At 64.9% G+C, this 14,188-nt stretch carries 13 protein-coding genes; 11 read left to right on the forward strand and 2 right to left on the reverse strand.

All coding sequences use genetic code 11. The features are described 5' to 3' along the window. The first annotated feature begins 15 nt into the window (after nt 1-15). From AB4Y63_RS07490 to AB4Y63_RS07520, 7 genes are all read left to right on the forward strand, one after another. On the forward strand, nt 16-588 hold the full coding sequence (locus AB4Y63_RS07490) for a YceD family protein (protein ID WP_441790421.1): 573 nt from the start codon (nt 16-18) through the stop codon (nt 586-588). 2 nt (nt 589-590) lie between these two features. After that, entirely contained in the window at nt 591-794 is a 204-nt protein-coding gene (gene rpmF / locus AB4Y63_RS07495; RefSeq protein ID WP_345063222.1) for a 50S ribosomal protein L32, read from the forward strand. Between the two features lie 24 nt (nt 795-818). Beyond that, complete coding sequence (rnc, locus tag AB4Y63_RS07500) at nt 819-1,511, forward strand: ribonuclease III (protein ID WP_441790422.1); 693 nt, start codon at nt 819-821, stop codon at nt 1,509-1,511. Nucleotides 1,512-1,519: 8 nt separating this feature from the next. Continuing rightward, nucleotides 1,520-2,431: a bifunctional DNA-formamidopyrimidine glycosylase/DNA-(apurinic or apyrimidinic site) lyase gene (gene mutM / locus AB4Y63_RS07505; RefSeq protein ID WP_441790423.1), complete on the forward strand. Its 912-nt coding sequence runs from the start codon at nt 1,520-1,522 to the stop codon at nt 2,429-2,431. A gap of 226 nt (nt 2,432-2,657) precedes the next feature. Continuing rightward, the gene (locus AB4Y63_RS07510) at nt 2,658-3,056 is read left to right on the forward strand and encodes a GntR family transcriptional regulator (RefSeq protein WP_441790424.1); all 399 of its coding nucleotides are present in this window, start codon (nt 2,658-2,660) and stop codon (nt 3,054-3,056) included. Between the two features lie 2 nt (nt 3,057-3,058). Further along, a complete protein-coding gene (locus AB4Y63_RS07515) occupies nt 3,059-3,988 on the forward strand; it encodes an ABC transporter ATP-binding protein (protein ID WP_441790480.1) in 930 nt (309 codons plus the stop codon). Further along, a complete protein-coding gene (locus tag AB4Y63_RS07520) occupies nt 3,985-4,803 on the forward strand; it encodes a hypothetical protein (RefSeq protein WP_441790425.1) in 819 nt (272 codons plus the stop codon). Before AB4Y63_RS07515 ends, AB4Y63_RS07520 begins: the two co-directional genes overlap by 4 nt. 13 nt (nt 4,804-4,816) lie before the next feature. Here AB4Y63_RS07520 and AB4Y63_RS07525 read toward each other — a convergent pair whose 3' ends face one another. After that, entirely contained in the window at nt 4,817-5,893 is a 1,077-nt protein-coding gene (locus AB4Y63_RS07525) for a GNAT family N-acetyltransferase (RefSeq protein ID WP_441790426.1), read from the reverse strand. A 136-nt stretch (nt 5,894-6,029) separates the two neighbouring features. Between AB4Y63_RS07525 and smc the strand changes: the two genes are divergently transcribed. Further along, on the forward strand, nt 6,030-9,596 hold the full coding sequence (smc, locus tag AB4Y63_RS07530) for a chromosome segregation protein SMC (RefSeq protein WP_441790427.1): 3,567 nt from the start codon (nt 6,030-6,032) through the stop codon (nt 9,594-9,596). A gap of 12 nt (nt 9,597-9,608) precedes the next feature. Here the strand turns inward: smc and AB4Y63_RS07535 are convergent, their stop codons facing one another. Next, entirely contained in the window at nt 9,609-10,988 is a 1,380-nt protein-coding gene (locus AB4Y63_RS07535) for an FAD-binding oxidoreductase (RefSeq protein WP_441790428.1), read from the reverse strand. A gap of 125 nt (nt 10,989-11,113) precedes the next feature. Here AB4Y63_RS07535 and ftsY point away from each other — a divergent pair, with 125 nt between their 5' ends. The 3 genes from ftsY to ffh all read left to right on the forward strand — a co-directional run bounded on the left by ftsY (nt 11,114) and on the right by ffh (nt 14,140). Then, nucleotides 11,114-11,989 (forward strand): signal recognition particle-docking protein FtsY, encoded by an 876-nt coding sequence (gene ftsY / locus AB4Y63_RS07540; protein ID WP_441790429.1) that lies wholly within the window; start codon nt 11,114-11,116, stop codon nt 11,987-11,989. Between the two features lie 8 nt (nt 11,990-11,997). Then, nucleotides 11,998-12,501 carry a DUF2004 domain-containing protein gene (locus tag AB4Y63_RS07545; RefSeq protein WP_441790430.1) on the forward strand — a complete coding sequence of 168 codons (504 nt, stop codon included), beginning with the start codon at nt 11,998-12,000 and terminating at the stop codon, nt 12,499-12,501. 73 nt (nt 12,502-12,574) lie between these two features. Then, nucleotides 12,575-14,140, forward strand: a complete 1,566-nt coding sequence (gene ffh, locus AB4Y63_RS07550; protein ID WP_441790431.1) for a signal recognition particle protein — start codon at nt 12,575-12,577, stop codon at nt 14,138-14,140. Nucleotides 14,141-14,188: the final 48 nt, after the last annotated feature.

Consider the following 14,188-nt stretch of genomic DNA (forward strand, 5'->3'; position numbering starts at 1 on the left):
GTAGAATTAGATCTCGTGACCAAGTTCAAGAAAACGCCATACACGGTCGAAGTGCGTGACCTCATCAATCGGCCAGGCTCGATGCACGAGCGCCACCTCGATCTCGTGGTTCCAGAAGACCTCGGTGAAGGACTCGTGTCCGTTAAAGCCGGCTCAATCATGGCCACCGACCTGCGCCTGGAAACGATCCACGACGGCATTCTGGTGACCGCAGATCTGTCTGCACAGGCATCCGGAATCTGCGGCCGATGCCTGATTGACATCGAGTTCCCGCGTCAAGTTCATTTTCAGGAGCTTTTCGCGTACTCTTTAGACGAAGCTTTTGAGTTTGAAGTTCAAGATGACCACGTGGATCTTGAACCTCTGATCAGGGATGCAGTGGTTTTGTCACTGCCTTTCCAGCCGGTTTGCCGGCGGGATTGCCCAGGTCTCGACATGGAGACCGGGCAGCGGCTTGCCGAATCCCCGGTACTTGAACCGAAAGAAGTGCGCGACCCCCGGTGGTCCGCGCTTGCGGGATTCCAAGCCTTCGAAGACATCGGCACGGATGAAGACATTCATGCTGAAACAGATAGAGAAGAGAAGTAGTCATGGCAGTTCCGAAGCGGAAGCAGTCACGAAGCAACACCCACGCGCGTCGTTCACAGTGGAAGGCCGAGGCCCCCACGCTGGTCAAGACGCTCGAAAACGGCAAGGTCACCTACAGCCTCCCGCACCGCGCCAAGGTTGTCGAAGACTCCGCAGGCACCCCGCTGTTCATGGAGTACAAGGGCCGCAAGGTCGCCGACGTTTAGTCGATACTTTTCGGTATACCAGTCATGACCGGTATGCAGGCCGAGGGCTCGTCGCTCCAGACGACCCTCGGTGTGTCGATTAACCCGCAACTTTTAGAGCTCGCGCTCACACACCGGTCTTACGCCTATGAACATGGCGGAATTCCGACCAACGAGCGACTCGAGTTTCTGGGCGATTCAATTCTCGGGCAGGCCGTCACGGTCATGCTGTACCGGGATTACCCTCATCTCGATGAGGGCGATCTCGCCAAGCGCCGGGCAAGTCTCGTCTCGAGTGCTGCGTTGGCCGAGGTCGCGCGGAGCATTGGTCTCGGCCAATACATCCGCTTGGGCCGCGGCGAAATGCTCACCGGCGGTAACGAGAAGGCGTCGATCCTTGCCGACACCGTCGAGGCCCTCATCGGTGCCGTTTACCTCGATTCCGGGGTCGACGTCTCGACTGAACTCGTCATGCGTCTGATCGCGCCCTTGAAGGCCGATCCGACGCGGTTCGGCGCTTCGATGGACCCCAAGACGACGCTGCAGGAACTCGCGGCCCATCGTGGCGCCGGTGTACCCGTTTACACGATCACCGAGAGCGGACCCGACCACTCGAAGGTCTTCGTGGCCACGGTCACGGTCGGTTCTCTGGTCAGTGCCGAGGGTCACGGAACCAGCAAGAAGCACGCTGAGATGGCCGCGGCTCTCGAAGCCTGCGCCCTCCTCGGTCGCAACTGAGGCGACGCGTGCCCGAACTGCCCGAAGTTGAGGTCGTGCGCGCCGGTATCGAACCGGCGGTCACCGGGGCGGTCATTGCCGGCGTCGAGATCTTCGAGCCCCGATCGCTTCGTCGGCATGCCGGGAGCAGCGAATCCTTCGTGAACGCCCTCGAGGGACAGCGCGTGCACGCCGCGGTGAGGCGGGGCAAGTTTCTCTGGCTTCCGCTCGCCTCCGGTCAGGCCCTGGTCATGCACCTGGGGATGAGTGGCCAAGTGCTGCTTCGAAACCCGGGCGCCGAGGGTGACCGGATGCTGCGCATCCGTCTGCACCTCGATCATCCCGACCATGGTGAGCTCTGGCTCAACTTCGTCGACCAGCGCATCTTCGGCAGTATGGCTGTCGACACGATGCTGCCCACCCGCGATGGGTTCGTCGGCGGATTCAGTGGTGATGCCACCACTCCGGGGGAGTGGGCGCACCTCATCCCGTCGCAGGTGGCGCACATTGCACGCGACCCGCTCGATCCGGCCTTCTCCGCCGCCGGCTTCGGACTGGCGCTCTCCCGCAAGAACACCGGGATCAAACGGGCCCTTCTCGATCAGGCTCTCGTCAGCGGGATCGGAAACATCTATGCCGACGAGGCGTTGTTCGCTGCCCGACTTCACTATGCCCAGCCGGCGAACTCGCTGTCGCGCCCGAAGGTGACCCGGCTGCTGGCCGCCGTGCGCGAGATTCTCGGCAAGGCGCTCGTCGAAGGCGGCACGAGCTTCGACGCCCAATACGTGAATGTGAACGGGGAGTCCGGCTACTTCTCGCACAGCCTCAACGCCTACGGGCAGCACGGAACGCCGTGCCCGCGTTGCGGCACGATTCTCGTGCGCGAGTCGTTTATGAATCGTTCCTCGCACTTCTGTCCGCGCTGCCAGCGTCTGCGCTGACGCGCGTCTGGACTGACCCGCGCCTGGGCGAGCTCGTCCCCGATGGCGTAATTCTGCGCCGCGCGGGCTGAAAACCGCGACGCGCGATGAGCTCATCGCGCGTCGCGGTTTTCGACACGCGCGACGGACTTTTCGGCGACCCTTGACATCCGCGAGCGTAGATGGTTGGTTAGTTACGCAAGTAACTAACCAATGAACCATCTTCACTCCAGAGAGCGGGCCAGCGTTGATCGAAGAAGGCAAGCCGATCTTCGTTCAGATCGCCGAACAGATCGAGAACGACATTATCGAAGGTGTGATTCTCGAAGAGAGTCAAGTGCCCTCGACCAACGAGTTCGCGGCGTTCTATCGCATCAACCCCGCCACGGCAGGCAAGGGCGTCAACCGCCTGGTCGAAGACGGCATCCTCTACAAGAAACGGGGAATCGGAATGTTCGTGGCCACCGGCGCGCGTCAACGACTCGTCACTACACGCACCGACGAGTTTCCGGGCCGTTACCTCCGGCCGCTGCTCGACGAAGCAGCAAAGCTCGGCATCTCACCGAACCAGGTGGCCGAGATGATCCAGAACAGCCCGACGCTGACTTCGAGCGGCGCGACACAGAAAGAAGCGATGTCCTCATGAGCATGACAAACCCTCCCGCCGTGCGCGTTGACGGCCTGACCAAGCAATTCGGTCGGTTTACCGCGGTCGACAATGTGAGTTTCGACGTCGAAGCGAACAAGATCTACGGTCTGCTCGGGCGAAACGGCGCCGGAAAGACCACGGTGATGCAGATGCTCACCGGTCAGCAGTTCGCGACGAGCGGGCGTGTCTCGGTGTTCGGTGAAGAACCCGTCGAGAACTCACGGGTGTTGCAGCAGATCTGTTTCATCAAAGAGAGCCAGAAGTATCCAGAGCAATACAAAGTGAAGCACGTGCTGAAAAGTGCGCCGTGGTTCTTCTCGAACTGGGACGCGGACTTCGCCGCCCAGCTTGTCGACGACTTTCGGGTGCCGCTGAATCGCGAGCTCAAGAAGGTCTCGCGCGGCCAGCTCTCGGCCGTCGGGGTCATCGTCGGACTCGCCTCCCGCGCACCGCTCACGTTCTTCGACGAGCCCTACCTCGGCCTGGACGCCGTTGCGCGCCAGATCTTCTACGACCGCCTGCTCGAGGACTATGCCGAGCACCCGCGCACCATCATCCTTTCCACTCATCTCATTGACGAGGTGAGCAATCTGCTCGAGCATGTGCTGCTCATCGATGAGGGACGCATCCTGCTCGATCAGGACGCCGACGAGTTGCGCGGCAGCGCCAGCACCGTCGTCGGGCGCGCCAGCGATGTCGATGCGTTCATCGTCGGCCGCGACGTGCTGCATCGCGAGCGTATCGGCGGGTTGGCCTCAGCAACGGTCGGCGGTCTGAGCAGCGAGGATCACCGCCGCGCCTCCGCGGCCGGAGTCGAACTGGGCCCGGTCTCCCTGCAGCAGCTGATTGTTCGATTGACGACAGGGCCGAGCGGCGTTGCCGCGCGCGACGGCTCACGCACCACCGCAGATTGGAGCGCCTCAGCATGACCACAACATCCACCCCCGTACCGTCAGACCTGAGGGAGACACCGAGCATGAGCGATCCGGTCGTGACGGCGCCACAGCATTCCATCCTGACGCGAATTTGGAGCGTGGTGCGGATGCACCTCGTCGACCGCCGCACCTACATCGGGATTCCCTGGCTCATCGTTGCGTTCGCCTTTGTGATTTCGATCATCATCTCGAACATCATCGGCTTCGCCACGGGGAACGGACTCGGTGGTGTGGAAGCGACGGAGAACCAGCGTTACAGCTGGGCCGTGCTCGCACCGCAGTGGTACCTCATCGTTGTGGCCGTGCAGTCGATCGCGTTCGGATTTCCGTTCGCCCTCGGCTTCAGCGTGACGCGGCGGGAGTTCTATCTCGGTACCTCACTCTTGTTCGTGCTGATTTCCGCCTTCAACGCCGTGGCCTTCACCCTGCTGACCCAGATCGAGCAGCTCACGAACGGCTGGTTCATCGGCACCTACATGTTCAACGCCCTCTGGTTCGGGCAAAGCGGGTGGTACGTCGACCTGCTCGCCTTCTTCGTGATGCAGATGCTCGTCTTCTTCGTCGGCGCATCCGTGGCGACGATCTACATGCGCTGGCGGATGCCCGGAATGCTCGTCTTCTGGGTCTCGTTCGCGCTGCTTCTTCTCGGCAGTATCGCCCTGATCACGTACACCAGCAGCTGGCCCATGGTCGGAACCTGGTTCGTGGCGCAAGGCACGGCCGGCATCTTCGCTTGGCTCCTGATTCCGACGGCGTTCGCGGCCCTCGGCGGCTTCCTGGCGCTTCGCCGGGCGACGCCGAAGAACTAGTTCAGCGGATGGGTTACGAGACGACCCGCTTCCACGCCCCCTCGTAACCCATCGGCACGAACCCCAGCTCCTCGTTGACCCGCAGCATGTGCCGGTTCTCCTCGGCGTTGAAGGTCGTCACGGCCGGCCGGCCCGGATGTCGCTCGGCCAGGTGCTGCAGATTGGCCAACTTGACCAGCATCCCGAGCCCGTGTCCGCGGTGTTCGCGGAGCACCAGGGTGGATTCCTGGCTGACGCTGCGGCGGGTGTCCGGCGGAACCGACAATTCGGTGAAGCCGACGAGCCGGCCAGACGGACGGTGCAGGGCGGCTGCGGTCAGAAGCGTGCGCGGGCTCGCCTGATGCTTCTGTTCGTAGGAGACGAGGCGTTCGACGCTCCACACGTCTTCCGGCTCGTTCAAACCGGCCGACGGAGCATCGGTACTCATTCGCGTGTACAGCACCGCGATATCCGCTCGCCAGCGTGACGGCGTCATGCCGTCCCAGACGAGCACCACGTACTCGGGTCCCGCGGTGCTCGACGCAGCGGTGAACCGCTTGGCGAGCGCGGCGGGGTCGAGGGGAAGCGCCAACCGGCTTCCGCGTTCGATCTGCTCGAGCTGGTAGCCGCGGCCGAGCAGAAACCTCACCTCGGGATTCGCCCGGGGCACGGATCCGAATCCGGTCGGTGCCGCCAGGCGATCGCCGGGGCCGTCGGGGGAGACCGTGTAGACGTACTGCGTGGTGCGTCCCTCGGCGGCGGCGACACCCTCCACGTGGGCGGCAAGGGCGGAACCGATTCCGAGGCGGCGCCAGTCCCGATGCACCGACAGCGACAGCCAGACGCAGTCGTCGCCTCCCTCGGCCTGGGCGTCGGTCCGGGCGCCGGCGACGATGTGGTCACCGACCCTGACGGCATAGAGGCGCCGCGGGTCGTACTCCTGGTGGTGATAGCCGGGAAGGAGCTCTTCGGGGGTAAAGGTCAACTCGTCGGTGCCGTAGCCCTCGGCCTCGACTGCGTTCTGCAGCTCGAGGGATGCGGCGAAATCCGCCCAACCGGATGCCCCTGGCCGTGACGGTATCGGCAACTCTTCGATGGTGAACGAGACCATAGCGTGACAGCGTAGCCCGGCGGGGGAACGGACACCACCCGTTCGGCGGAACACGACGCGCACTTCAGGGCCCACCGGCCCTCTGTCGGGTACCGTTGACCTGCACCCCAGCACACCAGAGGAAAGGGCGAGCGCGTTGTACCTGAAGAGTCTCACCCTCAAGGGTTTCAAATCGTTTGCCCAATCGACCACATTCGCCTTCGAGCAAGGGGTGACCTGTGTGGTCGGCCCCAACGGTTCCGGCAAGTCGAACGTCGTCGACGCACTCGCCTGGGTGATGGGGGAGCAGGGCGTGAAAACGCTGCGCGGCGGAAAGATGGAAGACGTCATCTTCGCCGGCACCTCCACACGCGGACCGCTCGGTCGCGCCGAGGTGACGCTCACCATTGACAACGCCGACGGCGCCTTGCCCATCGACTACTCGGAAGTCACGATTTCCCGCACCCTGTTCCGCAACGGCGGCAGCGAGTATGCGATCAACGGCCAGACCTGCCGTCTATTGGATGTGCAGGAGCTGCTGAGTGACTCCGGACTCGGCCGTGAGATGCACGTCATCGTCGGGCAGGGGCAACTCGACGCGGTTCTGCATGCCAGCCCGGAGGACCGCCGCGGGTTCATCGAAGAGGCAGCTGGCATTCTCAAGCACCGGCGCCGCAAGGAGAAAACCCTCCGCAAGCTCGACGCGATGCAGACGAACCTCACCCGGTTGAACGACCTGGCGGGCGAGCTGCGCCGGCAACTCAAGCCCCTCGGTGCGCAGGCCGAAGTGGCCCGCACAGCACAGGGAATCGCCGCGGTGGTGCGGGATGCGCGCGCACGCCTGCTCGCCGATGATGTTGTCACCCTCCGCACGGCCCTCGACACCCACGGTCGCACAGAGAGCGAACGGCACTCCGAACGAATCGTGCTGCAGGATCAGCTCGAACAGAAGCAGGCGCGCGTGCAGCGGCTGGAACAGGCGCAGATCGGCGACGCCGTCGACGCCGCGCGCCGCACGAGTTTCAGCCTCGAGTCGGTGCAAGAACGTCTGCGCGGTCTCTACACACTGGCCAACCAGCGCCTGGCTCTGCTCGGCTCTGAAACCCCGGCGCAGGACCGGGGCCCCGGCGTCACGTCGGCCATGCTGCAGGATGCCGCCGACGAGATCGATCGGCTCCGCGCCGGCATCGCCACGGCTGAGGCCGGCTGGATCGACGCCCAAGCCGTGACCGTGACGGTACGCCGCCGATTGGACGCGGTCGACGAGGAGATCGCCGCCCAGGCGCTCCGCGTCTCCGCTCACGACCTCGAGGTGTCCAAGCTGAGCGGCCAGGCCGATTCGGCTGCCTCGCACCTGGCCGCCGTGCGGGGTGAGGTGTTGCGCCAGCAGAACGCGCTCGATGCCGCAGAGGCCAGGCGCCAGGCCGCCCAGGAGCGCATCACCGAACTTGAGACTGCAGCGAACAGCGCCTCGGCCGAGGCCGGCGACGCCGACGTCGCCGAACTCGCCGAACGCGCCAACGCGGCGATCGTGACCGTCGAGGCCGACATTGAACGCCTCCGCGAAACGGTGCACGCCGCAGAGCGTGAACGGGATGCCCTGGCTGCGCGCCGGAGCGCCCTCTCGCTTGCGCTCGACCAGAAAGACGGTTCCTCCGCCGTCATCGCCGCCGGGCTCGCGGGTATCCGCGGGCTGGTTGCCGAGCACATTCACGTGCAGCCGGGCTTCGAAGCGGCGATTGCCGCAGCACTCGGCACACTGGCGGACGCCGTGCTCGCCGAGACGCGCACCGCGGCGTTCGAAGCCGTCGAGCACGCCAGGGATGCCGACCTGGGCCGCGTCGACCTGATCGTCGCTGAGGCGAACGGTGCGCGCGGCTCGTCATCGATCGCGGACGAACTGCCGGCTCTTCCCGGTCTTGTTTCGGCGAACTCCGTCGTTGACGCTCCGGAAGGGGTTCAGGGGATCCTGGCGACCACTCTGATCGCCGCCGACCTCGCCGCGGCCCGTGCCGCCTACCCGCAGCTGGGTGCGGCACTCGCCGTCGCGGGAAGCACGACCCCGATCACGCTGATCACCCGGTCGGGAGACGTGCTGACCGACTACCTGTTGCGCGGGGGTTCCGGGGCGAAACAGAGCAAACTCGAATTGATCGCGGAGCGCGACGCCGCAGCAGACAAGCTTGAGGCGGTGCTGCACGACATCGAACGTGAGCGATTCGAATTGGCCGAGCAGCGCACGCTTCTTCAGTCCCACAAACAGCAGTCCGCGACGGCAGAGAGTGCGCTTCGCGAATCCGAAGCGCGTCGGTCAGCGCACACCGCAACGCTCAGCCGCGCCGTCGTGCAGATCGAGGCGTCGACCGCCGAATTCGACCGGCTGTCGGCGGGCCTGGCTCTTGCGAGCGTCGCGGTCGCCGAGGCCGAAAAGGCCGTCGCTGCGGCTCAATCCGAACGTGAAGTTGCCCAGTCGCGCCCGCGACCGATCCTCGACGTCAGCACACGCGACGCCCTCTATGCCGAACTTGAGACGGCCCGCGAACGCGAGGTCGAGGCACGGTTGCAGGTTGAAACGTCACGCGAACGGGTCACGGCCGCCGAGGCACACCGTGAATCGCTGACGAAGCAGCGGGAGGCGGACCGCACCGCTGCTGAAGAAGCGGCCAGGCGCGCGGTCATCCGCCGTCGTCAGGTGGATGCGGCGACCGGCGTCGCCGAGGCGCTGCCCGCCGTTCTCGCCTCGGTCGACGCATCGGTGGCGGAAGCACGAGTGCGGCTGACGAGTGCTGAAGCCGAGCGCAGCAGTCAGAACCAAGAACTCGTCGCCCTCCGCTCGGAAGAATCGGCGCTTCGCGATCGGCTGCAAGCGATCACCGAGAACGTGCACGGCCTCGAGTTGCAGATCTATGAGAAGAAGCTGCATCTCTCCAGCTTGCTCGAACGGGCCGAGAGCGAACTGGGCCTCGTCGAAGCAGTGTTGGTGGGCGAGTACGGTCCCGACCAGCTGATTCCCGCCGCCGATCCGGCGGATGCCGACGCGTCGCCGACCCCGTTCGATCGGGACGAACAGCGGAAGCGCCTCGCCGATGCCGAACGCAAATTCGCCCAACTCGGCCGGGTGAACCCGCTCGCGCTCGAAGAATTCGCAGCGCTCGAACAACGACACCTGTTCCTGACGGAGCAACTGGCCGACCTGACGAAGACCCGGGCCGATCTGTTGACCATCATCGACGACATCGACGGCAAGATGGAGGTCATCTTCGCCAGCGCGTTCGACGACACGAAGGCGGCGTTCGCCCAGGTCTTCCCGGTGCTGTTCCCCGGCGGCACCGGCAGCATCTGGCTGACTGACCCCGACAATATGCTGACCACCGGCATCGAAGTCTCGGTCAAGCCGGCCGGCAAGAAGATCGAGCGGCTCTCCTTGCTCTCCGGCGGCGAGCGTTCACTCGCGGCTGTGGCGCTCCTGATCGCGATCTTCAAGGCCCGGCCCAGCCCGTTCTACATCATGGACGAGGTTGAAGCGGCCCTCGACGATGCCAACCTCGGCCGGTTGCTCACCATTTTCGAGGACCTCCGTGAGACGAGTCAGTTGATCGTGATCACGCACCAGAAGCGCACGATGGAGATCGCCGACGCGCTCTATGGGGTGTCGATGCGTCAGGACGGCGTGTCAGCGGTTGTCGGTCAGCGTCTTGCGCGCGACGAAGAGCAGGCGTCGTAGAGAGCCCGGTGGTTATGCCGGCAACCCCCGGTTGCTGCGGATGACGTCGTGCGGGTCGACGCGCCGCTTGATCTCGGCCAGACGTGCGAGGTCAGCCTCGCCATAGGCATCCGCCAATCCCTGACCATGCGTGAGGAACGTCGGCACCGTCAACTGCACGGTGCGTCCGGCCACGGCCTCGTCCAGCGGTTCGAAGAGGGCGTCGGGGTCGAGAGCGGCCGTCGGATCCATGATGATGGCTGCGGCGAACACCGTGTACTGGGCATCAAGGTGGCCGACGACTGCCGTTGCGTCGCGGTCGGAGCGGGCGATGGCGCCGCCGAGCGGTCGGAGTGTCAACAAGGTCAGACCGGCCGGCGTCGCGGCACGGAAGCCGGCAGCGACATCGGCCAACACCGATCCCGATGCATCGGTCAGGGTTGCGGACCAATCGATCGCCCCGCTCGGATCGGTGGGTTCAGCGGCGACCTCGCCGAGCTGGCCGATCGTGAACGGGCGAGTCATGTTGGCGACCGGAGGGATGCCGTTGACGAGCGGCGCGAGCAGCGCGGCGCCGGCGGCGGCCGAACCGACGAAGACGACATCGACGCTGGCGAAGGTCTGCCCGCGCATCGGCTCCGGTACGAATGGGGCGTCAGGCATGTTGATGAGGCCGAGAAGGAGGGACAGCTCGTCGGGCGCGGTGCGAATGACGGCATCGGCCAGCTCGAAGACGGCCTCGGCGGTCACGCCCGGGAAGATGATCTTGCCACCGAACAGGTCGGGTGCTTCAAAAAGGTCGATCTCCAGCGTCGTCACGACGCCGAACAATCCGCCTCCGCCGCGGAGGGCCCACAACAACTCCGGGTCGCTTTCCGCGGTCACCCTGCGCAGCTCACCAGAGGCATCGACGAGTTCGACGGCACGGATCGAATGAGCGGCGAGTCCCTTCCACCGGCTGAACCAGGAGTGACCGCCCGAGAGCAGGTACCCGGCCACACTGACGTCGGGATTCGTGCCGGCCAGCGCGATCAGTCCTGTTCCTTCGAGCGAGGGAAGGAACGTGCCCCAGAGCACGCCGGCTCCGACGCGCGCATAGCGCTCCTCGACGTGGATCGTCACCTCATCGAACGCGGTCGGGCGCAACAGAATGCACCCGGCCAGGTCGCCGTTCGCTCCATGCCCGCGCGGTTGCACCGAGACATCCAGACCCGTGGCGTGTGCGGCCTTCAAGATGTGGCCGATGTCTTCCACATGGTTCGGCGTGACGACGGCGGCAGGTTGCTGATCGATCGCGAGATTCCATGCGGCCCGAGCCTCATCCCAGGTCGCCTGTCCCGGACGAATCACCGTGCCGTCGAGAAGTTCGGCGAGCTCGTCAAAAGCCGATTCGTGGTGGGAGGTGAACGTCATGACGTGGCCTTTCATCGTGGGTGAATGGAGGTTCGTCGGCTGAGATTCGCAGTCGGCACCCCGGAGCATAACCAGGCACTCCCGTCGGCGCCAGCCCCCAGGTTCCGGGGCCGTAGGCTAGAGCCATGGCAGATCGCACCCCCTGGTCACTTTCCGGCGCCCTGCGCGGCATGTTCGCGAAGAAGACAATCGACGCAGAGACCTGGGACGACCTCGAGGATGCCCTGCTCCGCGCGGACTTCGGCCCCGACGTCACCGACGCAGTCGTGGCCGATCTGCGGGCGAAGGTCGCCAAGTACAACACGACCGACCCGGCCGACCTGCAGCGGATGCTGCGCGAAGGCATCGAAGAGCGCCTCGCCCGGTTGAACCCGACGCTGACCCTCAGCGATCGCCCTGCCGTCGTGCTCGTCGTCGGCGTGAACGGGGTCGGCAAGACGACCACGATCGGCAAGTTCGCCAAGTTCCTGCGCACGCACGGCCGCACCGTGCTGATCGGCGCGGCCGACACGTTCCGCGCCGCGGCCGTCGAACAACTGGCCACCTGGGCCGAACGCGCCGGCGCCGAGATCGTGAAGCCACAGGCGCAGGGCCAAGACCCGGCATCCGTCGCCTTTCAGACCGTGGAGCGGGCCAAGGCGGAGGGTTTCGAAATCGTCATCATCGACACCGCCGGCCGTCTGCAGACCAAGGGCGGTCTGATGGATGAGCTCACCAAGATTCGCCGGGTGCTCGAGAAACAGGCGCCAATCGCCGAGGTGCTTCTCGTGCTCGATGCGACGACCGGTCAGAACGGGCTCGCCCAGGCCGAGGCCTTCATCGAGCACGCCGGAGTGACCGGCCTCGTTCTGACAAAGCTTGACGGCTCGGCTAAGGGCGGTTTCGTTCTGGCCGTGCAGGAGAAGACCGGCATCCCCATCAAGCTTGTCGGCCAGGGCGAGGGAATCAACGACCTCACCGGCTTCACGCCTCACGTATTTGCACAGAAACTCGTCGGATAGGACCCCTCATGACCATCGAACACGACTTCTTCGGTGTACTCGGCAGCGACAGAGCCGGCGACATCCACTGGTCTGAAACCGCCGAACTCGGCGACCAGAACGTCGACATTGACTTGAACGCTCCCGATGAGGAGTCGGTGAAGGTTGAGAACCTCGATATCGCCGCTGCGATGATCAGTTCCCTCGAAGACTTGGACTCGCAGGCCCGTGAGTCGCTCGTTGCCGATTTGAGCAAGGAAAACTCGAAGACCGCGCTGTACATCGAGCAGTCGATCGATGAGCTCGGCCCCGAGGCGCTCTCCGACGCGCTCATTTGGGGCTCTGGCGACCAGCAGATCGACTTCTTGCGTTCTCTGCGCCTGCAGCGCATCGGTTTCCACCCGCACAACAGCGGCAGCGAGGAGCACTTCGCCGTGCTCGACTACTCGATCAGCCCGCATGAGACCGACACCCTGCTCATCGTTGCGCTTGACGTGAACGGCGACACGGTGTCGGTGGAGATCGACGACTAGTCGAGGCCGCCACGCCCGCCTGTGCGCGGCCTGTGCGATTGTGACCAGCAAGACCGGTTAAACTAAAGCCACCATGGCTACTTTCGGAAACCTTTCAGACCGCCTCGCCGAGACCTTCAAGAATCTCCGCACCAAGGGCAAGCTTTCGGCTGCGGATGTCGACGGCACAGTTCGCGAGATTCGTCGCGCTCTTCTCGACGCCGACGTGGCGTTGTCCGTGGTCAAAGATTTCACCGGCAAGGTGCGCGAGCGCGCCCTCGGTGACGAGGTCAACAAGGCGCTCAACCCGGCGCAGCAGGTTGTACAGATCGTCAACGAGGAACTCATCGCGATCCTCGGCGGTCAGCAGCGTCGTCTCGAGTTCGCGAAGAAGCCGCCGACGATCATCATGCTCGCGGGCCTGCAGGGTGCCGGTAAGACCACCCTCGCCGGAAAGCTCGCGAAGTGGTTGGCCAAAGACGGCCACACTCCGCTTCTCGTCGCCGCCGACCTCCAGCGCCCGAACGCCGTCACCCAGCTGCAAGTCGTCGGCGAGCAGGCCGGAGTGCCGGTCTACGCGCCCGAGCCCGGCAACGGCGTCGGCAATCCGGTCAAGGTCGCCAAAGAAGCGATCAAGTTCGCGCAGCAGAAGCTCTATGACACGGTGATCGTTGACACCGCCGGTCGTCTCGGTGTTGACGCCGAGCTGATGAAGCAGGCCGCCGACATCCGCAAGGCGATCGATCCCGACGAGGTGCTCTTCGTCATTGACGCGATGATCGGTCAGGATGCGGTCGCAACGGCCAAGGCGTTCCAGGACGGCGTCGACTTCACCGGTGTGGTGCTCACCAAGCTCGACGGTGACGCGCGCGGTGGCGCCGCGCTGTCGGTGGCCTCGATCACCGGACGCCCGATCATGTTCGCGTCGACGGGCGAGAGCCTCGACGACTTCGAACCGTTCCACCCCGACCGCATGGCCAGCCGCATCCTCGACCTCGGTGACATCCTCACCCTGATCGAGCAGGCGCAGGGTGCCTTCGACGAAGACGAAGCACGCAAGGTCGCCGAGAAATTCGCGACGGACACCTTCACTCTCGATGACTTCCTCGGTCAGATGCAGCAGCTGCGCAACATGGGCTCCATCAAGAAGATGATGGGCATGCTGCCGGGCGCCGGCGCCATGAAGGCTCAGCTCGACAACTTCGATGAGCGCGAGATCGTGCGCACCGAAGCCATCATCCAGTCGATGACGAAGGCCGAGCGGGTCTCCCCGAAACTCCTGAACGGCTCACGCCGTCTGCGGATCGCCCGCGGCTCCGGCAGCACGGTGACCGAGGTGAACCAGCTGGTTCAGCGGTTCGAGCAGGCCGCGAAGATGATGAAGACGGTCGCCAAGGGCGGCATGCCGAACATTCCCGGAATGGGCCCGATTCCCGGCGCCGGTTTCGGCGGCGGACGCGGCAAAGTGCAGGCGAAGAAGAAGGGCTCGAAGTCGGGCAACCCGGCCAAGCGCGCCGCGGAGAACGCGGCAATCGAGGCCGGTGTGAAGCCGGCAGGCGCCGAGGCTGCCGGAACGGGCTTCGGCCTCGGCGGCGCCAAGAAGGCCGGCGGACCGAGCGAAGACGAGATGGCTGCCCTGCAGAAGATGCTGGGCCGCTAGCCCGGGTCTCTTACCCTTGAGAATCGCCGCTCCTGCCGAGAATCGCCG

It is taken from the genome of Leifsonia sp. YAF41 (assembly GCF_052113185.1).
In the GTDB taxonomy this organism is placed as follows: domain Bacteria; phylum Actinomycetota; class Actinomycetes; order Actinomycetales; family Microbacteriaceae; genus Cryobacterium.